This window comes from Pseudoduganella guangdongensis (genome assembly GCF_009857475.1).
In the GTDB taxonomy this organism is placed as follows: domain Bacteria; phylum Pseudomonadota; class Gammaproteobacteria; order Burkholderiales; family Burkholderiaceae_D; genus Rugamonas; species Rugamonas guangdongensis.
On sequence record NZ_WWCJ01000005.1, the window covers coordinates 66,239 to 92,365 of the forward strand.

The 26,127-nt window shown below is 65.0% G+C and carries 30 protein-coding genes; 23 read left to right on the forward strand and 7 right to left on the reverse strand.

From position 1 onward, the window contains the following. Positions 1-103: 103 nt before the first annotated feature. Positions 104-886 carry an inositol monophosphatase family protein gene (locus GTP41_RS08115; RefSeq protein ID WP_161025301.1) on the reverse strand — a complete coding sequence of 261 codons (783 nt, stop codon included), beginning with the start codon at positions 884-886 and terminating at the stop codon, positions 104-106. A 152-nt stretch (positions 887-1,038) separates the two neighbouring features. Between GTP41_RS08115 and GTP41_RS08120 the strand changes: the two genes are divergently transcribed. The 6 genes from GTP41_RS08120 (at position 1,039) to GTP41_RS08145 (ending at position 9,621) form a co-directional block, all read left to right on the forward strand. Continuing rightward, positions 1,039-1,809, forward strand: a complete 771-nt coding sequence (locus tag GTP41_RS08120) for an RNA methyltransferase (RefSeq protein ID WP_161025073.1) — start codon at positions 1,039-1,041, stop codon at positions 1,807-1,809. A 107-nt stretch (positions 1,810-1,916) separates the two neighbouring features. Then, entirely contained in the window at positions 1,917-2,414 is a 498-nt protein-coding gene (locus GTP41_RS08125) for a hypothetical protein (RefSeq protein WP_161025074.1), read from the forward strand. Next, positions 2,411-4,018, forward strand: coding sequence for a GMC family oxidoreductase (locus GTP41_RS08130; protein ID WP_161025075.1), 1,608 nt, complete (start codon positions 2,411-2,413; stop codon positions 4,016-4,018). The genes GTP41_RS08125 and GTP41_RS08130 overlap by 4 nt, the downstream gene beginning before the upstream one ends. Positions 4,019-4,029: 11 nt before the next feature. After that, on the forward strand, positions 4,030-4,917 hold the full coding sequence (locus tag GTP41_RS08135) for an esterase/lipase family protein (protein ID WP_161025076.1): 888 nt from the start codon (positions 4,030-4,032) through the stop codon (positions 4,915-4,917). A gap of 76 nt (positions 4,918-4,993) precedes the next feature. Further along, on the forward strand, positions 4,994-5,965 hold the full coding sequence (locus GTP41_RS08140; RefSeq protein WP_161025077.1) for a sensor histidine kinase: 972 nt from the start codon (positions 4,994-4,996) through the stop codon (positions 5,963-5,965). Between the two features lie 35 nt (positions 5,966-6,000). Continuing rightward, positions 6,001-9,621 carry an EAL domain-containing protein gene (locus GTP41_RS08145; RefSeq protein WP_161025078.1) on the forward strand — a complete coding sequence of 1,207 codons (3,621 nt, stop codon included), beginning with the start codon at positions 6,001-6,003 and terminating at the stop codon, positions 9,619-9,621. On the opposite strand, the gene GTP41_RS08150 is transcribed toward GTP41_RS08145, so the two are convergent. Further along, complete coding sequence (locus tag GTP41_RS08150) at positions 9,618-11,483, reverse strand: SagB/ThcOx family dehydrogenase (protein WP_161025079.1); 1,866 nt, start codon at positions 11,481-11,483, stop codon at positions 9,618-9,620. The genes GTP41_RS08145 and GTP41_RS08150 overlap by 4 nt on opposite strands. An 83-nt stretch (positions 11,484-11,566) precedes the next feature. Between GTP41_RS08150 and GTP41_RS08155 the strand changes: the two genes are divergently transcribed. Genes GTP41_RS08155 through GTP41_RS08170 form a run of 4 tightly spaced genes read left to right on the forward strand, consistent with a single transcriptional unit; the run spans position 11,567 to position 13,520 of the window. Further along, positions 11,567-11,914 carry a phasin family protein gene (locus GTP41_RS08155; RefSeq protein ID WP_161025080.1) on the forward strand — a complete coding sequence of 116 codons (348 nt, stop codon included), beginning with the start codon at positions 11,567-11,569 and terminating at the stop codon, positions 11,912-11,914. Between the two features lie 60 nt (positions 11,915-11,974). Beyond that, positions 11,975-12,640 (forward strand): TetR/AcrR family transcriptional regulator, encoded by a 666-nt coding sequence (locus GTP41_RS08160; protein WP_161025081.1) that lies wholly within the window; start codon positions 11,975-11,977, stop codon positions 12,638-12,640. Beyond that, positions 12,637-13,170: an LOG family protein gene (locus GTP41_RS08165; protein WP_161025082.1), complete on the forward strand. Its 534-nt coding sequence runs from the start codon at positions 12,637-12,639 to the stop codon at positions 13,168-13,170. The genes GTP41_RS08160 and GTP41_RS08165 overlap by 4 nt, the downstream gene beginning before the upstream one ends. Beyond that, complete coding sequence (locus GTP41_RS08170) at positions 13,167-13,520, forward strand: hypothetical protein (protein WP_161025083.1); 354 nt, start codon at positions 13,167-13,169, stop codon at positions 13,518-13,520. Before GTP41_RS08165 ends, GTP41_RS08170 begins: the two co-directional genes overlap by 4 nt. Here the strand turns inward: GTP41_RS08170 and GTP41_RS08175 are convergent. Further along, the gene (locus GTP41_RS08175; protein WP_161025084.1) at positions 13,473-13,973 is read right to left on the reverse strand and encodes a YgjP-like metallopeptidase domain-containing protein; all 501 of its coding nucleotides are present in this window, start codon (positions 13,971-13,973) and stop codon (positions 13,473-13,475) included. The genes GTP41_RS08170 and GTP41_RS08175 overlap by 48 nt on opposite strands. Positions 13,974-13,999: 26 nt before the next feature. Here GTP41_RS08175 and GTP41_RS08180 point away from each other — a divergent pair, with 26 nt between their 5' ends. From GTP41_RS08180 to GTP41_RS08205, 6 genes are all read left to right on the forward strand, one after another. Beyond that, the gene (locus tag GTP41_RS08180; protein ID WP_161025085.1) at positions 14,000-14,845 is read left to right on the forward strand and encodes an endonuclease; all 846 of its coding nucleotides are present in this window, start codon (positions 14,000-14,002) and stop codon (positions 14,843-14,845) included. Further along, entirely contained in the window at positions 14,845-15,060 is a 216-nt protein-coding gene (locus tag GTP41_RS08185; RefSeq protein WP_161025086.1) for a DUF7661 family protein, read from the forward strand. The genes GTP41_RS08180 and GTP41_RS08185 overlap by 1 nt, the downstream gene beginning before the upstream one ends. Positions 15,061-15,171: 111 nt before the next feature. Further along, a complete protein-coding gene (gene modA, locus GTP41_RS08190) occupies positions 15,172-15,900 on the forward strand; it encodes a molybdate ABC transporter substrate-binding protein (protein WP_229502785.1) in 729 nt (242 codons plus the stop codon). A 15-nt stretch (positions 15,901-15,915) separates the two neighbouring features. After that, positions 15,916-16,590, forward strand: a complete 675-nt coding sequence (gene modB, locus GTP41_RS08195) for a molybdate ABC transporter permease subunit (protein ID WP_161025088.1) — start codon at positions 15,916-15,918, stop codon at positions 16,588-16,590. After that, entirely contained in the window at positions 16,587-17,264 is a 678-nt protein-coding gene (locus GTP41_RS08200) for an ABC transporter ATP-binding protein (protein WP_161025089.1), read from the forward strand. Before modB ends, GTP41_RS08200 begins: the two co-directional genes overlap by 4 nt. Next, the gene (locus tag GTP41_RS08205; protein WP_161025090.1) at positions 17,261-18,061 is read left to right on the forward strand and encodes a TOBE domain-containing protein; all 801 of its coding nucleotides are present in this window, start codon (positions 17,261-17,263) and stop codon (positions 18,059-18,061) included. The genes GTP41_RS08200 and GTP41_RS08205 overlap by 4 nt, the downstream gene beginning before the upstream one ends. 24 nt (positions 18,062-18,085) lie before the next feature. Here the strand turns inward: GTP41_RS08205 and GTP41_RS08210 are convergent, their stop codons facing one another. The 3 genes from GTP41_RS08210 to GTP41_RS08220 form a co-directional block, all read right to left on the reverse strand. Continuing rightward, positions 18,086-18,391 (reverse strand): KGG domain-containing protein, encoded by a 306-nt coding sequence (locus tag GTP41_RS08210; protein ID WP_202419664.1) that lies wholly within the window; start codon positions 18,389-18,391, stop codon positions 18,086-18,088. Between the two features lie 120 nt (positions 18,392-18,511). Beyond that, positions 18,512-19,057 carry a hemerythrin domain-containing protein gene (locus GTP41_RS08215; protein ID WP_161025091.1) on the reverse strand — a complete coding sequence of 182 codons (546 nt, stop codon included), beginning with the start codon at positions 19,055-19,057 and terminating at the stop codon, positions 18,512-18,514. Positions 19,058-19,113: 56 nt separating this feature from the next. Then, complete coding sequence (locus GTP41_RS08220; RefSeq protein WP_161025092.1) at positions 19,114-20,124, reverse strand: NADP-dependent oxidoreductase; 1,011 nt, start codon at positions 20,122-20,124, stop codon at positions 19,114-19,116. A gap of 103 nt (positions 20,125-20,227) precedes the next feature. Between GTP41_RS08220 and purU the strand changes: the two genes are divergently transcribed. The 5 genes from purU (at position 20,228) to GTP41_RS08245 (ending at position 23,381) form a co-directional block, all read left to right on the forward strand. Further along, the gene (gene purU, locus GTP41_RS08225; RefSeq protein WP_161025093.1) at positions 20,228-21,097 is read left to right on the forward strand and encodes a formyltetrahydrofolate deformylase; all 870 of its coding nucleotides are present in this window, start codon (positions 20,228-20,230) and stop codon (positions 21,095-21,097) included. 6 nt (positions 21,098-21,103) lie between these two features. Next, complete coding sequence (locus GTP41_RS08230) at positions 21,104-21,640, forward strand: YaeQ family protein (protein WP_161025094.1); 537 nt, start codon at positions 21,104-21,106, stop codon at positions 21,638-21,640. A gap of 1 nt (position 21,641) precedes the next feature. Continuing rightward, positions 21,642-22,382, forward strand: a complete 741-nt coding sequence (locus GTP41_RS08235; protein WP_161025095.1) for a M48 family metalloprotease — start codon at positions 21,642-21,644, stop codon at positions 22,380-22,382. Positions 22,383-22,418: 36 nt separating this feature from the next. After that, positions 22,419-22,868: a copper chaperone PCu(A)C gene (locus GTP41_RS08240; RefSeq protein ID WP_161025096.1), complete on the forward strand. Its 450-nt coding sequence runs from the start codon at positions 22,419-22,421 to the stop codon at positions 22,866-22,868. A gap of 78 nt (positions 22,869-22,946) precedes the next feature. Continuing rightward, a complete protein-coding gene (locus tag GTP41_RS08245; protein ID WP_161025097.1) occupies positions 22,947-23,381 on the forward strand; it encodes a hypothetical protein in 435 nt (144 codons plus the stop codon). Here GTP41_RS08245 and GTP41_RS08250 read toward each other — a convergent pair. Then, on the reverse strand, positions 23,378-24,151 hold the full coding sequence (locus GTP41_RS08250) for a head GIN domain-containing protein (RefSeq protein WP_202419665.1): 774 nt from the start codon (positions 24,149-24,151) through the stop codon (positions 23,378-23,380). The two genes, GTP41_RS08245 and GTP41_RS08250, sit on opposite strands and share 4 nt — an antisense overlap. A gap of 147 nt (positions 24,152-24,298) precedes the next feature. On the opposite strand from GTP41_RS08250, the gene GTP41_RS08255 reads away from it, so the two are divergent. Both GTP41_RS08255 and GTP41_RS08260 read left to right on the forward strand, forming a co-directional pair. Continuing rightward, a complete protein-coding gene (locus tag GTP41_RS08255) occupies positions 24,299-24,934 on the forward strand; it encodes a class I SAM-dependent rRNA methyltransferase (protein ID WP_161025099.1) in 636 nt (211 codons plus the stop codon). A gap of 78 nt (positions 24,935-25,012) precedes the next feature. Beyond that, entirely contained in the window at positions 25,013-26,116 is a 1,104-nt protein-coding gene (locus GTP41_RS08260) for a type IV pilus twitching motility protein PilT (protein ID WP_161025100.1), read from the forward strand. Positions 26,117-26,127 lie beyond the last annotated feature (11 nt).

Genomic DNA, 26,127 nt, shown 5'->3' on the forward strand with positions numbered 1-26,127 from the left:
TCGGCGCTAGGCAAAGTATATCAGTAAAGTTTTATGCCTTGACGCACAGCAACAATAAAAAAGGCCCCGCAGGGCCTCTTTTGTAGTGAATTCGGGCTTAACTTTATGCAAACTCTGCCAACAGGCCAATCATTTGGCCGAAGACTTTGGGCGAGGCGGCGATAATGTTGCCGCTGTTCATATAGTTGGTTTCACCGTTGAACTCGGCGGCGATGCCGCCCGCTTCCGTCACCAGCAGGGCGCCGGCGGCGATATCCCATGGCTTCAGGTTCTTTTCGTAGTAGCCGTCCAGGCGGCCGCAGGCCACGTAGGCCAGGTCCAGGGCGGCGGAGCCGGCGCGGCGGATGCCGTGCGAGCGCTCGGCCATGATGGTGAACATCTTGGCGAATTCCGCGATGGCAGCCGGCGAGCCTGGCTTGTAGCCGGAGGCCAGCAGGGCGCCGCTGATGCGGTCCAGCTTGTTGACGCGGATGCGCTTTTCGTTCAGGTAGGCGCCGGCGCCCTTGCTGGCGGTGAACAGGTCGTTGTGCACCGGATCGTACACCACGGCCTGCGTCACGACGCCGCGCTGCTGCAGGGCGATCGAGATGGCGTACTGTGGGAAGCCGTGCATGAAGTTGGTGGTGCCGTCCAGTGGATCGATGATCCACACGTATTCGCTCTCGTCATTTACGGTGCCGGTGATGCCGGATTCTTCGGCAAAAATGGCGTGCTCCGGGTAGGCTTTCAGCAGCACTTCGATGATGGCCTGTTCAGCAGCCTGGTCCACATCGGTGACGAAGTCGTTGTGTTGCTTTTCAGTTACGTTGACGCGGTCCAGGTCGAAGGAGGCGCGGTTGATTACTGCGGCGCCACGGCGCGCGGCCTTGATGGCCGTATTCAGCATTGGGTGCATACTAGCTTCCGTAAAATAGCCATTGCCGCCCACGGAAACGCTTCGCGCATCCGGCAGCGGAAATGATGACAAGATTGAAAAAGAGCGGCGCGTTGTGCCGGCGGAGTAAAATGCACGCCCAACGCAGAATCCCGCGATTATAAATGAAGCAGACCGAATCCGCATCCTCCGCCTTCCAACGCCTGCGCATCGTGCTGGTCGAAACCAGCCGCCCGGGCAATATCGGCGCGGTGGCGCGCGCCATGAAAACCATGGGTTTTTCCGACCTGGTGCTGGTCAATCCGCGCTTTGACGGGGCCTGCGAACATGAGGAGGCGGTGGCCTTTGCCTCCGGCGCGCAGGATATTTTGCAGTCGGCACGCGTGGTCGCTTCGATGGCCGAAGCGCTGGAGGGGATCAACTTCACGGCAGCGGTGTCGGCGCGCTTGCGCGAGTTTTCGCCGCCGGTGGTGACGCCGCGCGCATTCGCCGGCCAGCTGGCGGGCGGCAGCGAGCTGCAGGCGGCCCTGATTTTCGGCAACGAGCGCTTCGGCCTGCCCAATGAGATCGTGGAGCCGTGCAATGTGCTGGTGAATATCCCGGCCAACCCCGACTACTCCTCGCTCAACCTGGCGCAGGCGGCGCAAGTGCTGGTGTACGAATGCCGCATGGCCGCGCTGGACGGCCAGCACGCCGCCAGCCCGGTCGGCTTCCACGGCGCAGCCGCCAGCGCGGCAGCGGTGGAAGGCATGTACGAGCACCTGGAACGATCCCTGGTCGAGATCGGCTTCCTCGACGCCAACAACCCGCGCAAGCTGATGCCGCGCCTGAAGCGCCTGTTCGCGCGCGCCGGGCTGGAAGCGGAAGAGGTCAACATCCTGCGCGGCATCGCGCGCCAGATGGTGGCGCAGGCCGCCCGCAAGCGCCAGGATTAGAGCCTTCGCTCTAGCCGCAAGCCGCCGGCATCCTTAGAATCCCCCTTAAATCAAAGAAATGTCCACTTCGGGGTCAGGAAGAAAGGTGGACAAAAAAGGGAGACACGATGCAACGCAGGACTTTTTTGAAGGCCGGGCTGCTGGGCGGCTTGGCGCTGGCGGCGGGCGGGGCGGCTTATCGGCATTTTCGGCCGGCGACACCGCAGCGCTTCGCGCTGGACCAGCCGGGACGCACCATGCTGGCGGCCTTGATACCGGCCATTACCGGGCTGCAGCCGGCACCGCCGGCGCTGGCGGCGGGGATCGAGCGGGTGGCGGGGGCGATCGCGGCCCTGCCGCTCTCCATGCAGAAGGAAATCAGCGACCTGTTCGGCTTGCTGACCATGGCGCCCACGCGGCGCTTGCTGGCGGGCGTGCCGGCCTGGCCGGAGGCGTCGCCGGCGCAGGTGGCGGCTTTCCTGCAAAACTGGCGCACCCATCGCACCGAGATGCTGCAAACGGCTTACCATGGCTTGCATGACCTGGTGCTGGGCGGCTGGTATGCCGATCCTTCCTCCTGGGTCGGGAGCGGCTATCACGGTCCGATGAAGGAGCTGAGCGCATGACGAGTCCCATCCCGGATCCAATCCAGGCCGGCATCGCGGCCGGCTGGCAGGTCATCGATGCGTCCACCCTGCAGCAGGACCGCCGCTACGACGCCGACGTGGTCATCGTCGGCACCGGCGCGGGCGGCGGCGTCACGGCGGAAATCCTGGCCAACGCCGGCTTGAAGGTGCTGCTGGTGGAGGAGGGCGCGTTGAAGTCTTCCAAAGACTTCAAGATGCGCGAGGCCGATGCCTACCCTGCGCTCTACCAGGATGCGGCGGCGCGCAAGACGGCCGATAAGGCCATCAACATCCTGCAGGGGCGCACTGTCGGCGGTTCGACCACGGTGAACTGGACGTCGAGCTTCCGCACGCCGGCCGCGACCCTGGATTGGTGGCAGGCCAAATACGGCTTGAAAGACTATGGCGCGGACGCGCTGGCGCCGTGGTTCCAGAAAATGGAAGAGCGCCTGCACATCAGTGATTGGCCAACCCCGCCCAACGAGAACAATGACCTGCTGCGGCGCGGCGCGGAGAAGCTGGGCATCTCCACCGGCCTGATCCGGCGCAACGTCAACGGCTGCTGGAACCTGGGCTACTGCGGCATGGGCTGCCCGACCAACGCCAAGCAGTCGATGCTGGTCACCACCATCCCGGCCGCGCTGGAGCAGGGCGCGATCTTGCTGACCCGCGCGCGCGCCGAGCGCTTTACCTTGGCCGGCGGCCAGGCCAGCGCGCTCGAGTGCGCGGCGTTGACGGCGGACGGGCTGGCGGCCAGCGGTCGCCGCATCACGCTCAAGGCGCGCCATTTCGTGGTGGCGGGCGGCGCGATCAACTCGCCGGCGCTGCTGCTGCGCTCCGGCGCGCCCGACCCCTACCAGGTGCTGGGCCAGCGCACCTTCCTGCATCCGGTGGTGCTGTCGATCGGCACCTACCGGCAGCCGGTGGAAGCGTTCAGCGGTGCGCCGCAAACGGTGTACTCCGACCATTTCCTGCACACGCAGGCGCTCGATGGCCCGATGGGCTACAAGCTGGAAGTCGGTCCGCTGCACCCGGTGCTGGCCGGTACCACGGTGTCGGCCTTCGGTCCGGCCCACGCGCAGCTGATGGGGCGCTTTGCGCATATCCAGGGCCTGCTGGCGCTGCTGCGCGACGGCTTCCATCCCGAATCGGCGGGCGGCCGCGTGACGCTGAACGGCGACGGTTCGCCCCAACTCGACTACCCGCTCACGCCGTATTTCTGGGACGGCGCGCGGCGCGCGCTGCTGACCATGGCTGAAATCCAGTTCGCCGCCGGCGCCGACGGCGTGCGCCCGGTGCACGAGCTGGTGGACCAGCCCTACCGGGACTGGAACGCGGCCAAGCAAGCCATTGCCGCGCTGCCGATGCAAAAGCTGCTGACGCGCGTGGTGTCGGCGCACGTGATGGGCGGCTGCGCCATGTCGGGCGATGCGCTGACCGGCGTGGTGGCGCCGGACGGCCTGTATCGCGGCATCGGCAACCTGTCTGTCCATGACGGATCGCTGTTCCCGACCTCGATCGGCGCCAATCCCCAGCTGTCGATCTACGGCATCACGGCCAGACTGGCGAGCGGCCTGGCGCAACGCCTGGGCGGCAAGGGCTGAGGCGGCGGGCCATGGTCAAGCGCATGCTATGGCTGGTGATGGCGTTGCAAGTGACCGTGGCCGGCGCGCTGGCGTGGCTGCTGGCACGCCTGGTGCCGGCCGATGTGGCCTTGTTGTTGGCGGTCACCGTTGTACTGATGGTACGCATGGCGATTTCCGCCAACAATTTCCGCATGGCCGCGCGGCCCGTGCCGCAGCATGCGCAACTGGCTTGGCTGCAGCGTTTGCAACTGTTCTTGCACGAGTATATGTCGACCATGGCAGTGACCTCCTGGCATATGCTGCGCCACCGTCCGCGCCTGCACCTTGCCAGCGCGCCGCGCGGCTTGCCGGTGCTGATGGTGCACGGTTACGGTGCCAATGGCGGCTTCTGGGTGCACCTGGCGGCGCAGCTGGAGGCGCAGGGTTTGAGCTACGCCACGGTGGACCTGGAGCCGGTGTTCGGCGATATCGAGGATTACGCGCTGCAGCTGGAGCGGGCGGCGCAGGCCTTGCTGGCAGCCAGCGGCAGCGCCCGGCTGGTGATCGTGGCGCACAGCATGGGCGGGCTGGTGGCGCGCGCCTGGCTGCGCCGTTTTGGTGCGGCGCGCGTGGCGCGCATCATCACGCTTGGCACGCCGCACTTTGGCACCGACCTGGCGCATATGGGACCGGGCGACAATGCGCGCCAGATGCGGCGCGACGCGGAGTGGCTGGCGCAGCTCGACGCTGACGACCGCAGCCAGCGCGGCCTCATGACTTCCATCTACTCCTGGCACGACAACATCATCGCGCCCCAGGATTCCTGCCATTTGCCGGGCGCGCGCAATATCGCGCTGCACGGCATCGGCCATGTTGCGCTGGGCCGCCATCCCGCGATCGCCCAGCACATTCTTGCGGAGATTATGGGGATCACTTAGACTGTCTTGAGGCTAGGCAATTGCCGCTGCTGTAAAGGATGTGAAATTCAGTGAGTTTCATTCAGAAAGCAGGACGATGGCGACCGACTTCGGCAAGACCGATCATGTGGACACCCTGGACGCGGAAGACGGCGTCGGCAGCCTGCTTGAATCCATGCCGGACGCGATCCTGGTAGCCGACGCCGGCGAGCGCGTGGTGCAGGCCAACCATCTGGCCTGCGCCTTGTTCGCCTACGCTGCCGGCGAGTTGCGCGGCGTGCCGCTGGCCAGCCTGCTGCCCGGCGGCGCCCACCGCGGCCTGCGCCAGGACGGCAGCGAATTCCCGGTCGAGGTGCGGCGCAGCAGCATGCCGGGCGCGCTCGGTCCGCTGCAGCTGTACGCGGTGCGCGATATCACTGAACTGGTCAAGGCGGGCCAGGCCAAAGACCGCTTCCTGGCCAGCATGTCGCACGAATTACGCACGCCGCTGAATGCCATTCTCGGCTTTACCGGCACCATGCTGATGCAATTGCCGGGTCCCCTGAACGAGGAACAGGAAAAGCAGTTGCGCACGGTGCAGTCCAGTGCGCGCCACTTGCTGTCGCTGATTAACGACTTGCTGGACCTGACCAAACTGGGCTCGGGCCAGCTGGAGCTGCACCTGGAACCCTTGAACTGCCGCGCGATTGTGGAGGAGCTGGCGCTGGTATTCCGGCCGCAGGCGCGGCAAAAAGGCCTGCTGCTGCAGTGGCGCGCGCCGCAGGAGGCGCTGATGCTGCGCACCGATCGGCGCGCGCTGCAGCAAATCCTGATGAACCTTATGAGGAATGCGATCAAGTTTACCGAGCGCGGCGAGATTAATATTGGCCTGGAACGCAGCTACCTGGAGGGCCAGTCGGTGGTGCAAGTGAGCGTGAGCGATACCGGCGGCGGCGTCACGGAGGACAGCCTGCAGCAGCTGGGCATCCACCTGAGCCACAAACTGGCGGCGTTATTGAATGGATCGATACGCTATTTCGACAAGCCGGGCAACGGCAGCATTTTTGTGCTGTCACTGCCGGTGGAATAGCGGATACTAGAGGCGACACAGTGACTGGAGTACCAATGTCAGCACGCATCCTGATTATCGAAGACAACCCAACCAATATGGAGCTGATGGTGTACCTGCTCCGCGCGTTCGGCTACCAGCCGCTGCTCGCCCATAACGGGGAAGAGGGCGTGGAAGTGGCGCGGCGCGAGGCGCCCGACCTGATCATCTGCGACGTGCACCTGCCCAAACTCGATGGCTACGGCGTGGTGGCGCAGTTGAAGCAGGACCCGGCCCTGAAAGAAATCCCGACCCTGGCCGTGACCGCGCTGGCCATGGTCGGCGACCGCGAAAAGCTGCTGGCTGCCGGCTTTGACGGCTACATCGGCAAACCGATCGAGCCCGATACCTTCGTGACGCAAATCGAGTCTTTTTTGCCGGGGGAGATGTCGCCCCGTAATGCGAACGACATCGCGACGATCCTGATCGTCGACGACCATGTGCTTAACCGCGAGTTCCTGATGACGCTTCTTGGTTACAGCGGGCACCGCCTGCTGGAAGCTTCCAGCGGCATCGAAGGCTTGAAGGTGATGGAGAGCGAGAAGCCGGACCTGGTGATCTCGGACATCCTGATGCCAAACATGGATGGCTATGAATTCGTCAACCGCATCCGCAGCCAGCCGGAGCTGGCGCAGGTGCCGATTATTTTCTACACCGCCACCTACCGCGAGCGCGAGGCGATGGCGGTGGCCGAGGCGTGCGGCGTGCGCTGGGTGCTGCCCAAGCCGTCCGACCCGGATGTGATCCTGAAGACGGTGCACCAGGCGCTCGGCATGTCGGCCCAGGACGAGACGCTGCCGGCCTTTGCGCCGGAGCCGCCCGGCCAGGGGCGCCTGTTCGAGATCGAGCACAAGGTGGCCGAGTATATCGACGAGGTGGAGTCGAGCAGCCAGTCGATCACGCGCTTCGCCAACAACGGCGATTCGAATGAGAACGAGCCGGAGCACTTGAGCCAGATGACGGAGCGCCTGTCGCGCTCCCTCTCCAGCCTGCAGGCGGTGAGCCTGCGCCTGACGGCGCTGATCGAGCTGGGGATTGAACTGGGCGCGGAGCGCGACGCGCAGGCGCTGGTGGAAATCGGCGTGCGCGTGGCGCAGAATATTTGCGTATCGCGTTTTGCCTGCATCGGCGTGCTGGAACAGGATGCGCAGGAGGCCAGCTTCTTCGCTTCCTGCGGCGTGGGCGAGCAGGCGCAGGTGGTGGCAAGCCAAGCGCGCGCCGGCATCCTGGACAGCCTGCTCAAGCAGCGGCAGCCGGTGCGCATGAGCCGCCTGGGCGGCGATCCGCGCGAAATCGGCCTGCCGTCCGCGCACCCGCCGATCCATTCCTTCCTGGGCGTGCCGATCGCCTCGCGCGAGCGGGTGCACGGCTGGCTGTACCTGGTGGACAAGCTGGGGTCCGAGGAATTCAATGAGGTGGACGAGCGGGTGGCGGTGACGGTGGCGGCGCAGATTTCGGTCGCGTACGAGAACCTGCTGCTGTACGAGGAAATCCGCCGCCACCACGCCCAGCTGCAGCTGGACATGAATGCGCGCATCCGCCTGGACGAGGACTTGCGCCGCTTCCGCCTGGCGATGGACGCGACGGCCGACGCGATTTTCCTGGTCGACCGCGCCAACAGCTGCTTCATCGACGTCAATGTGACGGCGTGCCGCATGCTGGGTTTCGCGCGCGAGGATTTCCTGAAAATCGGGCCCGATCGCGCGCCGGAGGCGGGCTTGCAGCCGCTACGCGATTTATACGACAAGCTGCTGGCGGGCGACCAGAGCGGTGCCATGGCGGAGCTGCTGCTCGAATGTAAGGATGGCGCCCCCTTGTCGGTGGAGGTGCAGCGCCGCACCCTGCGCTCGGGCCAGAACTGGATCCTGGTCGCGGTCGCGCGCGATATCACGGAGCGCAAGGAGGCCGAGAAGCGCCTGCTCAAGCTGGCTCACTTCGACACCCTGACCGGGCTGCCCAACCGCAGCCAGTTCTACGATTCGCTGACGTTGTCGCTGAAGCAGGCGGGCGAGCATGGCTGGGCGCTGGCGGTGCTGTTCCTCGACATGGACCGCTTCAAGAACATCAACGACACGCTGGGCCACACCATCGGCGACGAGCTGCTGCGCCAGTTCTCCAGCCGCCTGGTGGAATGCCTGCGCGTGCGCGACACCATCGGCCGCTTTGGCGGCGACGAGTTCGCCGCCATCCTGATGCTGCCGGAAGGGGCGCAGAACGCCATTGCGGTGGTGGACAAGATCCGCGATGCGATGCGCCAGCCCTTTGACTTGAAGGGGCATGAGGTGACGGTGACAGCCAGTATCGGCATCTCCGTTTTCCCGGAGGACAGCAATGATCCCGATATCCTGATCCAGTACGCCGATACGGCGATGTACCGCGCCAAGGAGGCGGGGCGCGATGCCTTCCGCTTCTTCACGGCGGAGATGAACGCGCAATCGCTGGCGCGGCTGGACATGGAGAACGCACTGCGGCGCGCGATCGACAACAATGAGTTCGTGCTGTTCTACCAGCCCAAAGTGCATATCGCCACGGGCCGCATCAGCGGCGCCGAAGTGCTGCTGCGCTGGAACCGCCCGGGCCACGGCATGGTGTCGCCGGCGCTGTTCATCCCGCTGCTGGAGGAGACCGGCCTGATCGTGCGGGTCGGCAGCTGGGTGCTGCAGGAATCCTGCCGCAAGATCGCCGAATGGGCGAAGACCCAGGTCGGGGCGGTGCATTTGTCGGTCAACGTGTCGGGTATCCAGTTCTTTGTCGGCGGGCTGGAAGAGGAGGTGATGCGCGCCATCAAGGACAACGACATCTCGCCGGAGCTGCTGGAGCTGGAGCTGACTGAAAGCTCGCTGATGTCGAACGCGGAGGAAACCATCACGGTGCTGCAGAACCTGAAGGCGCTGGGGGTGAAAATTTCCATCGACGATTTCGGCACCGGCTATTCTTCGCTGGCTTACCTGAAGCGCTTCCCGATCGATAAGCTGAAGATCGACATCGCCTTCGTGCGCGAAGTCACCAGCAACCCGGATGATGCGGCGATTGTGCTGGCCATTATCAATATGGCGCACAGCCTGAAGCTGAAGGTGATCGCGGAAGGGGTGGAGAAGGATGCCCAGCTGTCCTATCTGCGGCGCCATGATTGCGACGAGATGCAGGGCTATTATTTCAGCCGGCCGTTGCAGGAGCCGGACTTTGTGCAGATGCTGCGCGAAGGGCGGCACCTGCAGGCGCCGAGCGACGATAACATCGTGGACCAGCAAACCTTGCTGATCGTCGACGACGACGCCTTCATGCTCGATGTGCTGAGCGACTTCCTGGCGCAGGATGGCTACCGCATCCTGACGGCGCAAACGGCGGCGGAGGGCTTTGACGTGCTGGCGCGGCACCGGGTGCAGGTCATCCTGTGCGACCAGTGCATGCCGATGATGACGGGCACGGAGTTCATGGAGCGGGTCAAAAACCTGGCGCCGGATACCTTCCGCATCATGCTGTCGGCCTATGCGGACCTGACGCCGATCATGGCGGCCATCAACCACGGCGCAATCGACCGTTTCTACACCAAGCCGTGGAAGGGGGCGGTGCTGCGCGAGAATATCCGCGAGGGCTTCCGCCTGCACTCGCAGCTGCGCGCGCCGCAGCTGCACTAATCCGGCGCCACCTGGCCCAGGGCGGCGAAGTGCAGCACCCAGCGCCCTGGCGCCGCTTTCACCAGTTGCGCTGCCTCGTCGTCGTAGAAGGCGCCGACCGGGCAGGCGCCCAGGCCGCGCGCCACCGCGCCCAGCAGCCAGCGTTCCCCCATCAATCCCGCTTCCAGGAACGCCATTCGGTAGCCGCGCGCGCCGCTGCGCAGGGCTTGCGCGCTGTCGGCCGATAGCAGCAGGACGACGGCGGCGTCGCCGATCACGTCCTGGTCGAGCGCGGCCTGGCGCGCTTGCGCGGCAAAGTCGCCCAGCGCCACGGCTTGCAGCGCGTGCCGGCCGGGCAGGTAGCGGTAGACGCCGGGCTGGATGCCTGCCACGCGGTTGAGCACCAGGTCGGCCTGCAGCGCGCCCGATAGCAGCGGCGCTTGCGCCATCTCTGCCAGCATCGAGGACAGTTGCTGCAGCGGCAGCGGCTGCGTTGTGAAGCGGCGCTGGCTGCGGCGCTGCAGGATGACGCGCGCCAGGTCCATCGCAGCTTGCTCGCCAGGCGGCAATGCGATCAGCGGCCCGGCGCCGGCGGCTGCCGCCAGTGGCGGGGGCGGCGCGGGCGCGAGCGAAGTGGCGGCGTGGACGCTGCCGGTCACACCAAGATCCAATGGCGGCGGCGAGGCACGGGGCGCGCTGGCCGCTGGCAACCCGCCGGCAGCGCCGGCGCGGCCATTCAGCGCGACGACGGCGATCACGCCTTCCTGCCGGCCATCCAGCCCGAACACCTGCGCCAGCGCCATTTCGTCGAACAGCGGCGGCAACTCCGCCCGCGCACCCACGTAGTGCGCCGCCAGCCGCGCGTTTTCGAGCAGGTGGCCCAGGTCCGCCGCCACGTAGCGGTAGGCGCGATTGCGGTACTTGTAGCCGGTGCGCTGGAACACGGCGCCCACGACCAGCAGCAAGTCCGGCCCACCGGCGCCGGCCGGCAGGCCGCCAAGCCGGGCCAGGCGGTGGGCGTCCGCATCAAAGTGGTACAAGCCTGGCTGCAGGCCCTGCACGCGCCGCACCTGTAGATACAGCTCGCCGGGGAATAGGGCGCCGGACGATGGGGCGGCGCGCAAAGCCAAGCCGCCACGCCGCGCCGTGACGCCTGCCGTCAGGTGCAGGAATTGGCCCACCGCCGTGATGTCCAGCATGGCCGGGCCGGGCGCTGTGGCGTGAGCGGCTGGCGCGCGCAGCATTGCACCCAGCGAGCGCACGCCGTCGAGCGCAGGCGTCGCGCGCGCCAGCGCCACTTGCGGCAGGCCGGGGTAAGACTTGAACGGCGCCGGCTGGCCGCCCCAATCGACCGGCGGCGCATGACCGAATACCGCGCTGCGCGAGGAGGCCGAAGCGGCGTGGTATTGCAGCACCGTCCGTACGCCGTCCTCCGCACCGCCTGCTGCGAGCGAGGGGACGGGGGCGGCGCTGCGCCCGCCCCAATGCACGCCGAGCGCAAACGCCAGCGCCATGGCGGCAACCGCCCCGGCCTGGCGCGCCGCGCCGCGCCAGGGCAAGGGGCCGGTCGGCGCCGCGGCTGGCGCGCTGCTGCGGCGTTGGCGCAGCCAGCGCAGGGCGGTCGGCAGGTTAAGGAACAGGTGCAGCGACAGCAGCAGCAAAGTCGCATAGCCGAACAGGTAATGCCAGTCGAACACCGGCAACTGCTGGTTGGCGACCCAGAACAGGCCAAGGCCCGCCGTGGTGAGCAGGTAAGCCATCAACAGCAAGCTGCTGTGCACGTTCAAGGCCAGGCGTGACGGCGCCTTGCCGCGCCAGACCAGCGCGAGCAGGGCGGCATACACCGCCAACGGCAGCAGCACCCACAGGATTTTCGGCCCCATGCGGCCATTGTAGAACGTATTAGAAGCACGGTTCTAGGGGCGCGCCGTACAATTCCTTCATAACAATTACCGGAGCCGCCGCCATGGGTAAAAAGAGCAAATCGTTTGCGGAGAGCGAAGAACGGCTGACCAAGGCAGTACGCGAATCGGCGCAGGAGATCTGGAAGGCGGGCCTGGGCGCCTTCAGCGACCTGCAACAGCGCGCCCGCGCCGTGGAGGGCGACCGCGCCGGCCATGTGCGCGAAACGGTCGATACGCTGGAAAAAGTGTTCGAGGAACGGGTGACCAGGGCCCTGCATTCGATCGGGGTGCCGATGCGGCAGGACATCAATGCCCTGATCGAGCGGGTGGATGCGCTCAGTCGCCAGGTGGCCGAATTGCAGGCCGCCGCCAAAAAGCCCGCCAAAAAGACCACAACGAAAAAAGCGTAACTTCTGGAAAACTTCTAATAGTGATATCCTTGCAGGGGAATCAATAGAGCTTCCCCTTTTATGCTACAAAAAGCGCCAAGACGAACCCGCGAACGCATCCTGGAACTCTCGCTGCGCTTGTTCAACGAGTTCGGCGAGCCCAATATCACGACCACCGTTATCGCCGAGGAGATGAATATCTCCCCGGGGAACCTCTATTACCATTTCCGGAATAAGGACGATATCGTCAATTCGATCTTCGTCCAGTTCAAGGCGGAGGCCGAGCGCATGCTGCAGGTGCCGAGCGGACGCCGCTCGAATATCGAAGACGTATGGCTCTACCTGCACCTGATGTTTGAACTGATCTGGCGCTACCGCTTCTTCTACCGCGACCTGAACGACCTGCTGTCGCGCAACCGCAAGCTGGAGCTGGAGTTCAAAGAGCTGCTGGCGCACAAGATCAAGGTGGCGCGCAACCTGTGCCTGGACCTGCGCAGCGAAGGCTCGCTGGAGGCGCATGACATGGCAATCGACGCCATGTCGGTGAATATGGTGGTGGTGGCGACGTACTGGCTGTCCTATGAATACGTGCGCAACCCGCGCAAATATTCGGAGCAGCAGTCGATGGCAGATGCGCTGGCGCGCGGCTGCTACCAGGTCCTGTCCCAGGTCGGCCCCTACTTGCGCGGCGAAACCAGCCTGCTGTTCCAGAAACTGTCCGAAGAATACCTGAAGAAACTCAAATGAAATCGATTTGCGTGTACTGCGGCGCCAATGCCGGCGCCTCGCCCCGCTATGCCGAACAGGCGCGCGCCCTGGCGGCGGCCCTGGTCAGCCGCAACCTGTCGCTGGTGTACGGCGGCGGCAATGTGGGCCTGATGGGCGTGATCGCCGATGAAGTGCTGCGCTTGGGCGGCGAGGTGACGGGCGTGATCCCGACCGCGCTGGTCGAGCGCGAAGTTGGCCACACCGGCTTGACGCGCCAGTTCATCGTCAAGGATATGCATGAACGCAAAGCCATGATGGCGCAGCTGTCGGACGGCTTTATCGCCATGCCGGGCGGCATGGGCACCTTGGAAGAACTGTTCGAGATGCTGACCTGGTCGCAACTTGGCATCCATAACAAGCCGGTCGGCCTGCTGAATGTGGACGGCTTTTACGACAAGCTGGTCGGCTTCATCGACCACGCCCGCGACGAGGGCTTCATCAAGCCGCAGCACGCGGCGCTGGTGCGGGTCGAGTCCGATCCGGCGGCCTTGGTGGAGCGCCTGAAATGAGCGCTCCGGACGCTGGCCAGCAGCCAAAGCGCACCGTGCACCGGGCGCTGCTCATGCCGCTGTGGCGCCGCTGGTTCCCCGCCTTGAACCAGCTGGCGCTGCCGCAGGCCCACTACATCGTCAACCTTGCCATGCGCGATGCGATGCGCACTGCCGTGTACGTGCTGACAGCCGTGTCGCTGCTGGCGGCAATGCTCTTTGTCGGGATGAATTACGGCCTGCACCCCGGTATGGGCGGCCTGGCGGCGCTGATCGTGTATGGCGTGCAGGTGCGGCTGGCAGCCACGCTGCTGAAGCGCCGCTTACCAGAGCTTCTGGCCGCCGGGCGTGTCGAGGTGGGTGAGGTATAGGCGCAGGTCGAACTCGTACTGGTGGTAGTTCGGCTCCATGTACGTGCATAGCTTGTAGAACGCCTTGTCGTGCTGCTTTTCCTTGACGTGCGCCAGCTCGTGCACCGCGATCATGCGCAGGAATTCCATCGGCACTTCCTTGAACATGGTCGCCACGCGGATCTCGTGCTTGGCCTTCAGCTTGCCGCCCTGGACGCGTGAGATGGAGGTGTGCAGACCGAGCGCGTGGTTGATCACGTGGATCTTGCTGTCGTAGGCCACCTTGTCGATCGGCGCGGCATTGCGCAGGTGCTCTGCGCGCAAATCCTGGACGTAGTCGTACAGCGCACGGTCGGTGCGGATATCGTGGGCTTTTGGATAACGTTTCGACAGCACTTCGCCCAGGCGGCCCTGTTCTATCACCTGGCGGACTTGGGAGAGTGTCTGTTCTGAGTAGGCGCTGAGGTATTTCATGACGGGCCGAATGGTATCATGAGCCCATGCGCACCCACGTCAATTCGGTGGGACTGCTGGTGGTCAGCGACCCCGCATTGAACTTCAGCTATCCCGCCCACATCCCCCGCGACTGCATCGATGCCTTGCCGTCGCTGCCGGGCGTCTATATTTTCCGCGACGGCGCCGGCACGCCGCTGTATATCGGCAAGAGCGTGAACATCCGCACGCGGGTGCTGTCGCACATGCGCACGGCAGGGGAGATGCAGATGCTGGTGCGCACCGCCCGCATCGACTTCGAGCGCACTGGCGGCGAGATCTGCGCCTTGCTGCGCGAGGCGGAGCTGGTCAAGCTGCACCAGCCGGTCTTCAACTCCAGGCTGCGGCGCCAGCGCGAAATGTGCTCGATCAGCATGGCCGGCGATACGCCGCAAATCGTCTTTGCGCGTGAGGTGGACTTCGCCCGCACGGCGCATCTTTTCGGCCTGTTCGCCAGCCGCAAGGCCGCCCTCGAAATCCTGCGCGATGTGGCGCAGGCGCGCGATTTGTGCACGGTGGCGACCGGCCTGGAAAAAGGGCTGCCGGGGCGGCCCTGTTTTGCGCGGCAGGTGGGGCGCTGCCGGGGAGCGTGCACCGGCGAGGAGTCGGCGGCCGACCATGCGGTGCGCGTGCGGCTGGCGCTGGAACCCTTGCAGGTGACGCCCTGGCCGTATGCGGGCGCGGTCGCCATCGTCGAGGAATCGGACGGCCTGCGCCAGCGCGCGCTGGTGGACGGCTGGTGCTACCTGGGCGCGCCGGGCCGCGGCGCCGCGCAGCCGCGCTTCGATATCGATGTATACAATATTCTCGTGCGTCCGCTCGCGTCGGGTGTCCTTCGCATCGAGGAGCTGTAATGGCGATCAAATTCAATGTGTTCGGCACGCACGTGCATGTCGAACGGCGCGGCACGCAGTGGGCTGCCTTCTATCCAGGCACGGACGGCAAGCGCCGCGCGGCCGACTTCGTGATCCCGCACGATGTCGCCGAAGACGACCTGGCCCTCTATCTCGGCGACTTGTTCCACGAGGACGCGCGTCCCAGCCACCCCGAAGTCACGCGGGCGGCCTGAGGTATCGACTTATCCCACTATAAGGATTGCCCAAGGCCGTATACCTGCGGCCCATCAAGCGCTATATAATCAAATATATTGCGCTTTGGGAAAGGAATGCAGATGGGACGTATGAGCGCACTCTTGCTGTCACTGTGCACTGCCGGGCATGCGGCGGCGGCCGATATCACGGTGTCGGCGGCGGCCAGCCTGAACAACGCCTTTCGCGAGGCGGCGGCGGCCTATGAGGCGGCGCACCCGGGTCACAAGGTCCGGCTGAATTTCGGCGCGTCCGACGCGCTGGTGGCGCAGATCGCCAAGGGCGCGCCGGTCGATGTGTTCGCGTCCGCCGACCAGGAGGCCATGGACAAGGCCCAGCCCCATGTGGCGCAGGGCACGCGCCGCGATTTCGCCAGCAACCGCCTGGTGGTGGCGGCGCCGGCTGCCAGCAAGCTGCAGTGGCGCACGCTGGCCGACCTGGGCCAGCCGGGCGTGCAGCGCCTGACCACCGGCAACCCGGCCAGCGTGCCGGCCGGCCGCTATGCCAGGTCCGCGCTGGAAAAGGCGGGCCAGTGGCAGGCGCTGGAACCCAAGTTCGTGTTCGCCACCAATGTGCGCCAGGCGCTGGACTACATTGCGCGCGGCGAGGTGGAGGCCGGCCTGGTGTACCAGACCGACGTCGCATCGCAGGCGGACAAGGTGCGCGCGGTGCTGGCGGTGCCGACCACCGCGCCGATCAGCTATCCGCTGGCGGTATTGAAGGATGCGCCGAATGCGGCTGGCGCGCGCGGGTTCGCGGACTTCATCATGTCGCCCGGCGGCCAGGCCATCCTGGCGCGCCACGGCTTCGGCAAACCGTAAGAAGGGCGGCTGCAAATGGATGCTGCGCTGATCGCGCTGGGCTTGTCGCTGAAGGTGGCTCTGTGGGCGACGGCGATCGACCTGGTGCTGGGCCTGGGCTTGGGCTACCTGCTGGCGCGCAAGCGCTTCCCCGGGCGCGAGTTGCTGGATGCCGTATTGACCTTGCCGATGGTGATGCCGCCGACCGTGCTCGGTTATTACCTGCTGGTGCTGATCGGGCGTAACGGCCCGATTGGCCACTGGCTGCAGCATTACTTCGGCATCAACCTGATTTTCACCTGGCAGGGCGCCGTTATCGCCGCCGCCGTGGTGGCGTTCCCGCTGGTGCTGAAAGGCGCGCGCTCGGCGTTCGAAGCGGTCGATGTGCAGCTGGAGCAGGCGGCGCGGGTGCTGGGGGTGTCGCCGCTCGGCGTCTTCCTGCGCGTCAGCCTGCCGCTGGCCTGGCGCGGCGTGCTGGCCGGCACTCTGCTGGCCTTTGCCCGCTCGATGGGCGAGTTTGGCGCCACGCTGATGGTGGCGGGCAGTATTCCCGGCAAAACGCAGACGCTCTCGATTGCGGTCTATGAGGCGGTGCAGGCCGGGCAGGACGATACGGCCAACCTGCTGGTGCTGATCACCTCCATCACCTGCATCATCGTGCTGGTGGCGGCCAACCGGCTGGCGCCAAACCGCGTGCAGGGGGCGGCATGACGATCCGCGTCGATATCCGCAAAACGCTGCGCGCCGGCCAGCGCACCTTCCAGCTCGACGCGCAATTCGAATCGGCCAACAAGCGCGTGGTGATCTACGGCGCCTCCGGCGCGGGCAAGAGCCAGATGCTGAAGGCGGTGGCCGGGCTGTCGCGCCCGGACAGCGGCGTGATCGAGCTCGATGGCCGGCGCCTGTACGACAGCGGCGCGGGCATTGACGTGCCGGCGCAGGGGCGGCGCGTCGGCTACCTGTTCCAGGATTACGCCCTGTTCCCGCACCTGACCGTGCGCCAGAACATCGGCTTCGGCCTGCAGCGCGGCTGGTTCAATCCGGCGCCGCGCGGCGAGCCGGAAGCGGTGCGCTACTGGCTGGAAGCGTTCGGCCTGGCCGACGTGGCGCACCAGCGCCCGGGCGAGTTGTCGGGCGGGCAGCGGCAAAGGGTGGCGCTGGCGCGCGCCATCGTGTGCGAGCCGGCGGCGCTGCTGCTGGATGAACCGTTCGCGGCGCTCGACCCGGCGCTGCGCGTGCGCATGCGCAGCGAACTCGACGCCTTGCAGCGCCGGCTGGATATCCCGCTGCTGCTGATCACGCACGACCCGGAAGATGCCGCCACCTTCGGCGGCCATGTGTTAACCATGGCGGACGGCCGCGTCGCCGGGGAGGGCGCACGATGAGCAAGGAAGTGGCGCTGCAGGGCGAGGTCTGGATTACCCTCGATGGCCAGAACTTTGGCGGTCACCAGCGCGTGGCCCTGCTGGCCAGCATTGCCGCACACGGCTCGATCACCCAGGGCGCCAAGGCCATCGGCATGAGCTACAAGGCGGCGTGGGATGCGATCGACGCCATGAACAACCTGGCCGGCGAGCCGCTGTTGGACCGTGCCGCCGGCGGCAAGGGTGGCGGCGGTACCCGCCTGACGCGGCGCGGCGCCCAGCTGGTGGCCAACTTCCGCCGGATTGAACACGAGCACAATGTGTTCATGCAGCACCTGAGCCGCCAGTCGCAAGGGCTGGCCGATGATTTCCTCCTGTTGCAAACGATGAAGATGAAAACCAGTGCGCGCAACCAATTCTCCGGCACCGTGGCGGCCATCAAGCACGGTGCGGTGAATGACGAGATCCTGCTGCATATTGTCGGCGGGCAGGCGATCGTCGCCATCATTACGCATGAAAGCACCGAGGCGCTGGGCCTGCGCGAAGGCGGTGCCGCGTTTGCACTGGTCAAGGCCTCGTCCATCATCCTGGCCACGGGCGAGGGCGGCAAGCTGTCCGCCCGCAACCAGTTGCGCGGCACGGTCTGCCGCGTGCAGCCGGGCGCGGTCAACTCGGAGGTGACCCTTGCCTTGCCCGGTGGCGGCACCATCGCCGCCACCGTTACCCGCGACAGCGAACAGGCGCTTGAGCTGGAAATGGGCGGGCAAGCGACAGCCCTGTTCAAAGCCTCCAGCGTCATCATCGGCGTACCGGAATAGGGCGCCGCGTCCCCGGCACCCTCATCATCCCTGGGACGGGTTGGGCTTGGCTTCCGGCTCGCCGCCCTGGCGGTTGCCATTGCGCGCGGTTTGCCGGCTCTCGCCGCCCTTGCGCCCGATTTCCGCCATGTGCTCGCGGTCGCGGCTGACTGCCTCCCCGCCTTTCTGCCCGGCGCGCCGGGCCTCATCCGGCGTGAATTCGTGCGCCGTGCCTTTTTGGTGGGCCGCCTGGCCGCCTTTGCTGGCGATCATGCGCTGGGTTTCCTTGTCCATCGCCGCGAAGCCGCGCTTGCTGCGACGGCCCCTGGCCTGTTCGTCGTGAGTTGTCATTGTTCATCTCCCTCAAAGTGCCTGATAAACCGGGCGCGCGCCCGGAGCGTAAGCAGCGCAGCGGCTGCTTACGGGCTTTGAGGGGAGGCCAACAGCATAGTTCAATTTATTTTTCGATATTTATGATCCAGCCTGGCCGGTGGCCGAACGCTCGCCTTCCGCTTCGGGGGTAATGTTGCCGCGCATCGGGGTTGCACCGAAATCGTGCTCCAGCTCTTCCTTGCGCTCCTGTAGCCGGGCGCACAATTCTTCCAGGTCGGCATCGCTGGCGCGCAGGCTGGGGAAGATTACCTGTTCCTCCTCGGTCAGGTGGTGCTCCACGCTCTCGCGCAACTGCCGCATGGTGCCGGCCAGCTCGCTGTCGCCGGCGGCCATGCCGCGCATGTATGCGATCAGTTCTTTGGCGCTGGCATGCTCCTGCAGCGCTTGCTCGACCTGCTCCATCGCACCTGTTTCGGCGCGGACGGCAGGGTAGAAGATTTCTTCCTCGATGGTGGCGTGGATGGTCAGTTCCATGCAGATCTGCAGCGCCAGGTCATGTTGCAATTCCTGGTCGTTGGCACCGCATTGCTCGAACTCACGGAAAAGCTGTTTGACCTTGTCGTGGTCGGAGGTGAGAAGCGCCACGGCATCGCTTGCCGTGGCGTTGGATTTTTGCTGGCTCATGCTGGCTCCTTGGGGGCGTCGGTGGGACCGCGCAAAGGAGCCGCCAGGGCGGGGGATCAGGCCACTTGCAGCACCAGCTTGCCGAAGTTCTTGCCTTCGAACAGCATGTTCAGCGCTTGCGGGAAATTCTCGATGCCGCGCACCACGTCTTCCCGGCTCTTGATCTTACCTTCCTGCAGCCATTTGCCGAGCGCGGCAACGGCAACGTGGTAGCGGTCGGCATAATCGAAGACGACCATCCCTTCCATGCGTGCGCGGTTCACCAGCAGGGCCAGGTAGTTGGCCGGCCCCTTGACCGGCGTCGTGTTGTTGTATTGTGAGATAGCGCCACAAACGACGATGCGGGCCTTCAGGTTGATGCGCGTGAGAACCATATCGAGGATCTCGCCACCAACGTTATCAAAGTATACGTCAACGCCATTTGGGCAGTGTTCCTTCAGGCCCGCGCGCACATCGCTGCCCTTGTAATCGATGCAGGCGTCGAAGCCCAGTTCGTTCACCACGAAGTCGCATTTGTCCTTGCCGCCGGCAATGCCGACCACGCGGCAGCCCAGTTGCTTCGCCACCTGGCCCACGGTCTGGCCCACGGCGCCGGCCGCGCCCGAGACCAGCACGGTTTCGCCGGCTTTGGGCTGGCCCACTTCCAGCAGGCCGAAATAGGCCGTCATGCCGGGCATGCCCAGCGTGTTGAGCCAGGTGGTGGCGGGAGCCAGGCGGGTATCGATTTTGGTCAGGGCGGCGCTACGGTCGTCGGCGGCACCGATCCAGTACTGCTGCACGCCCAGACCACCGGCCACCTGGTCGCCCACGGCAAAGCGCGCCGATTTCGACGCGATGACCTCGCCCAGGCCGCCGGCGCGCATCACTTCGCCGATGGCGACCGGGCGGATGTAGGATTTGCCCTCGTTCATCCAGCCGCGCATGGCGGGGTCGAGCGACAGGTACTGGGTCTTGACCAGCACTTCGCCGTCGGCCAGCTCGCGCACGGCTTCGCGCGTGACCTGCCAGTCGCTATCCTTGGTCATGCCCACCGGACGGGCGGCGAGGCGGAACTGGGTATTCTCCATGCTGTCTCCTTTTGTGAAATAGTACGGTCATTCTATTCCGTATTTTCCCGGACGGGGCAATGTTCATGCGACAATATTGTCCCACTCATGACATGGCGACAACATGATTCATCCAGAATACATCCTCACGCTCTCCTGCCACGACCAGCGCGGCATTGTCCATCGCGTATCCGGATTCCTGGCGGAGCATGGTTGCAATATTATCGACTCCGCCCAGTTTGGCGACGCGGAGACGCAACGTTTCTTCATGCGCGTGCACTTTGCGCGCGAGGACGGGGCGGTCAGCGATGCCATGCTGCGCGAGGACTTTGCCGGCCTGGCCAATGCCATGGGCATGGAATGGGCGCTGCACGACGGCCACGCCAAGCCACGCGTGATGCTGATGGTGTCGAAGATCGGGCACTGCCTGAACGACCTGCTGTTCCGCTACAAGAGCGGGCTGCTGCCGGTGGAGATTCCGGCCATCGTTTCCAACCACATGGACTTCTACCAGCTGGCGGCCAGTTATAATATTCCCTTCCACCACCTGCCGCTGGCGACCGGCGCGCCGGAATCGGCCAAGCTGGCCCAGGAAGCGCGTGTTGTCGAACTGATGGAAACGCACCAGGTGGACCTGGTGGTGCTGGCGCGCTATATGCAGATCCTGTCGCCCTCGATGTGCGAGCGCCTGAAAGGGAAGGCGATCAATATCCACCATTCCTTCCTGCCTAGTTTCAAGGGCGCCAAGCCGTACGCGCAGGCGCACAAGCGCGGCGTGAAGCTGATCGGCGCCACCGCCCACTTTGTGACCGGCGACCTGGATGAAGGCCCGATCATCGAGCAGGATGTGGAACGCGTGGACCACGCCATGGATTCGGACGCGCTGACCGCCATCGGTCGCGACGTGGAATGCGTGGTACTGGCGCGCGCGGTCAAATGGTTCGTCGAGCACCGCATTTTGCTGAACGGCGACCGCACTGTAATTTTCAAGTAATAGGTAATGGCTCTCAAATCGACAATCTATAAAGCGGAACTGTCCATCGCGGACATGGACCGCAACTACTACGCAACCCATTTGCTGACCCTGGCGCGCCACCCGTCCGAGACGGACGAGCGCCTGATGATCCGTGTCCTGGCCTTCGCCATCCACGCCGACGAGGCGCTGGTGAACGCCAAAGGCTTGTCCGACACCGAGGAACCGGACTTGTGGCAAATGGACCTGACCGGCGCGATCCAGCTGTGGATTGAAATCGGCCAGCCAGACGAGCGCCGCCTGCTGAAAGCATCCGGCCGCTCCGAGAAGGTGATGGTGTACTCCTACAGCGCCGCCTCCCATGTGTGGTGGAAGCAGCTGGCCAGCAAGATCGACCGCGCCAAGAACGTCAGCGTGGTCAACATCGACGCCGAAACCAGCGCCGCGCTTGAGAAGATGGCGCAGCGCTCGATGCAATTGCAATGCACGATCCAGGACGGCCAGATCTGGCTCACCGACGGCGAAACCACCGTGGAAATCCCGCGCGAGGTCTGGAAGGCTTGATATGCGCCCGCCCGCTGCCCGTGCCGCCATTGCCGCCTTGCTGTTCGCACTGGGCGCAGCGGCGCCGGCACTGGGGCAGGTGACACAGGCGCAGGTCATAGCGGGCGCCGGCAAACTGTATGCGGAACAGCTGGCGCAGCTGCGTGCCGGCCATCGCCTGGATGACAACGCCCGTTTTGGCGAGCGGGTTGCCGCCATCGCCAAGCCCTTGATCGAACAGGCGAAGCGCGATTACCCGGAGAGCGCTAGCTGGCCCTGGGAGTTGCATACCACATCCGACGAGGCGGAGAATGCCTTTGCCATGGCGGGCGGCAAGCTGCTGGTGGGGGCGGCGTTCGTGGACCGGCTGGTGCTGAACGATGCGGAGCTGGCCATGCTGCTGGCGCACGAGATGGCCCATGCGGTGCTGCAGCATAACCTGCGCGAAGCGGAGGAGGCCATGCGCCTGGAGCCGCACTGGGCCGAGCGGCCGTACGCCGAGCTTGAACACGCCATCGATCACGACTACGGTTTGATGCGCAAGCTGGCGCAAATCAATTTCATCCAGGAAGAAGAGGCGGACCGCGAAGGCATGCGCCTGGCGGTGCGTGCCGGTTGGCAGCCGGCGGCGCTGGCGCGCTTCTTCCGCAAGCTTGAACGGCATAGCCACGCGCCGAACTTCCGCAGTTTGTTCCACCCCTCGCCAGCCATGCGCGTGCGCGCGGCGAACCAGCTGGCGGCTGCGCTGGAAGCGGGGCGCTAGGCTATAATTTCCGCCTGTATTCGCTTGAGGGGATCTATGAAAAAGCAGTTCTTTGCGGCGGTAATGCTGCTCGCCATTGCCGCTTCCGCAGCGGCGCAAATCAGCGTGCGCGAGCCATGGATTCGCGCTACGGTGCCGGCGGGCCAGGCGACGGGCGCCTTCATGCAATTACAGTCCGCGCAGGATGCCCGCCTGGTGGAAGTGCAAACGCCGGCGGCTGGCATCGTTGAAATCCACCAGATGTCGATGCAGGGTGACCGCATGATGATGTCGGCGGTGGATTATATCGACCTGCCTGCGGGCAAGCCGGTGGCGCTGGCTTCCGGCGGCTACCACATCATGATGATGGATTTGAAGCGCCAGATGAAGGCTGGTGAAACCGTGCCCATGACGCTGGTGTTTGAGAAAAAGGGCAAGAAGCGCGAGACGCTGGAGCTGCAAGTGCCGGTCAAGCCGCTCAGCTATACCGCACCCAAGCCGCACTGACAGTCCCGCCTCAGCGCAAAAACGCCCCGCCAGTCGGGGCGTTTCTTTTGCGCTAAAAGGCAGGAACTTTTCACGACCGTGTCGGTCGTAGTCTATTCGGCTCGCCGCAAATGGCGCAGGGCCCGGGCAAGCAAGGCATCCTGGTTCAAGCCGCTCAAGGAGGAGCAAGTGTTTTTCCTGGTTGACGAGGGGCGCGCGGGCGGTTCAGTGATCGCAGACGGCCTGGGTTCGGTGATGGTGGTGCCGGAGGCCATTCTTGCTTGGCCTCGGGCCGAGGCCAAGCGAGAAGGGGCTTTGGAGGGGCGGCAAGAGGCTTTGCGGGATGTGCTCGGCAAAGCGTGCAAGGCGCAGGTGGCAGCGAACGATGTCGCCACCAAAGTTGCCAATGCCGGCCTGCCCGAGCTGGAGAATTGGATGCGGCGCGTGGTCGCAGGCGAATCAATCGCAGCGGTGGTTGGGGGGGCAGGCCTGTTAACGCCGGAGCGTCACGGGCCTGCCGATAATACGGATTAGTTCGGATTGCCCGCCATGCGTTTGACCGTGCCGGAACCCATCACATTCTTGGTCACTTGCGGTTCGCCGTAATACGCCACATCGCCTGAGCCGGCCACACTGACGGTCAGCGACTGCTTGGCCCAGACCACCGCCTGGCCCGAGCCGCCGATGCTGACGGCGACATCCTTGGTCGCCAACTGGCCGGTGCTGACTTTGCCCGAGCCGCCGATCGACACCTTCAGCTTGTCGGCCGAGCCGCTAGCTTTCAGGTTGCCGCTGCCGCCCAGCGAGACGGTCACCGACTCGCCTTCGATATCGCGCAGGCTCATGGAGCCGGAGCCGCCCACATCGAACGACAGCTTGCCGCCGCGAATGCCCTCGGCATCGACCGAACCCGAACCGCCTACCGAAATCCGCTCAAGCTTCCTGACGACGATGGTCACTTTGAGGTTGCGTGTATCCAGGTTCAGGTTACGGCGGGCCGGGCGGATTTTCAGGGTGCCATCCTCGACCACGGTTTCGACCAGGGGCAGGATATTGTCATCCGACTCGATGGTCACGCTTTCGGTATTGCCGATGCGGACCTCCACGCTGCCTGGTAGCCCCAGGCCGAGGCCGCTGAAGTTGCTGACCTCGCGCACCTGCTTGGAAATATTGCCATTGCCCTGCACCCGCTCCCCGGCAAACCAGCCCAGTGGCGATGCCGACACCAGGGTGGCTGGGGCGGCAACAGCCGCAAAGACGGACGCGGCGACCAGCGCGTTGCGCACTGCAGCAGACATTTTCATCGTTTTCTCCTCGGGGTATGCAATTTTCGATGGTGGGATCGTATCCCACCGGCCGCCAGGGCGCCTGCACGATGCGACAGGGTGCTTGCATCCGGGAATAGAATGCATTTCCCGGGGACAGGGCGCCGCTCCTGTATCATTTCGCCCATGCTTACTATCGTTATCAAACAGGGCAAGGAGAAATCCATCCTTGCCGGCGACCCCTATATCTACCTGTCCGCCATCGAGCGCGTGGACGGGCGCCCGGCCGAGAAGAACAAGCCCGGCGCCACGGCCACCGTGGTCACGTCCTCGCGCAAATTCCTGGCGCGCGCCGCCTACAACGCCAAGTCGCAGATTGCCGCCCGCGTCTGGACCTTGCGCGAAGACGAGCCGGTGGACCATGCCATGGTGAAGCGCCGTGTGCGCGCCGCCCTTGCGCGCCGCCTCCATTCCCTGCAGGCGGCCCGGCCGGACGAGCTGGTGCCGATCGTGCTGGGCGACGAAGACGGGCTGTCCGGCCTGCTGGTGGAAAGCTATGGCGGCAAAGACGGCTACCTGGTCTGCCGGTTCCAGTCGGCCGCCGTGGAAGCGTGGAAGATTGGCATCGTGCAGGCCCTGATCGCGGAAACCGGCTGCCCGAACGTGTATGAACGGTGCGACAAGCTGATCCGCGAAGGCGAGGGCCTGCATGTGAAATCGCGTGCCCTGGCTGGCGAGGAGCCGCCGCAACGCCTGATGGTGAGCGAGCGCGGCCGCAGCTTCCCCTACGACATCCGCACCGGCTTTGAGTATCCGAAATAAATGTTGTACTCAAGCCACTTACATTCCATGAGGCAAATGCAATAGAATCGTGCGAACCTTTTCCGAGAGCACAGGCACATGGAACACTCGCAAATTCGCACCCTTTCCTACATCGAGAACGAAGACCACCCGGTATTCGGCACCCTCGTCGAGCAAATCCTGCACCTGCTGAACTCGAAGTTAGTGTTCTCCGACATCCTGATCCACCAGAACAGCCCCTTGCTGCTCCGCCAGCCCAAGGGCCTGGTGGCCGTCACCGACTCCCCCATCACGCGCGAAGAGCTGGAAGAGTTCTTTGAAGTGGTCGAACCGAACTGGCGCGAACGCATCCAGGACCGCGCCTTCGACCGCGCGATCGACCTGCACACCGCCCGCATCCGCGCCAACTGCTTCTCCTTCCAGGGCAAGAAGCGCCTGGGCTGTGTGATCCGCCGCTTCCCGAAGGAACCGCTGGCGCTGTCCACACTCGGCCTGCGCCCGGCGGAAGAAAAGTTCGCCCAGCTCTCCAGCGGCCTGCTCCTGATCATCGGCGACACTTGCCAGGGCAAGTCGACCACCATCGCGTCCATGCTGGATGAGATCAACAAGAACCGCTCGGGCCACATCATCACCATTGAAGACCCGGTGGAAACTCTGATCCCGCAGCGCAAATGCGTGATCACCCAGCGCGAGGTGGGCTACGACGGCGACGTGGAATCGTTCGACCTGGGCGCCAAGGATGCCCTGCGCGAGCGCCCCGACGTGATTGTCATCGGCGAGATCCGCGATGCCGAGACCGCGCATGAAGCGCTGGCGTTGGCCGAATCCGGCCCGTTGGTGCTGGCCTCGCTGCACGCCCGCTCGACCGAATTGGGCCTGCAAAAGATGATCCGCCTGCTGGGCAACACCGAGCCACAGCGCCAGGCCCTGGCGCACGCCCTGCGCGGCCTGCTGTGCCAGGCCCTGATGCCGGCCCTGGATGGCGACCGCTACTACCTCGCCACCGAAAGCCTGACCGTCAACCCCGAAGTCGCCGCCGTGATCGAAAGCGGCAGCGTGGCCGAGTTGCGCAATATGATGGAGCACAAAGCCGCGCCGGGTTGTTACACCATGAACGAATGCCTGCGCAAGCTGCTGGCCGAGAAAAAGGTCAGCATCGAAGACGCCCGCCACGCCACCACCGACCGGCTGGGCTTCGCTTAAGAAAAACCGGT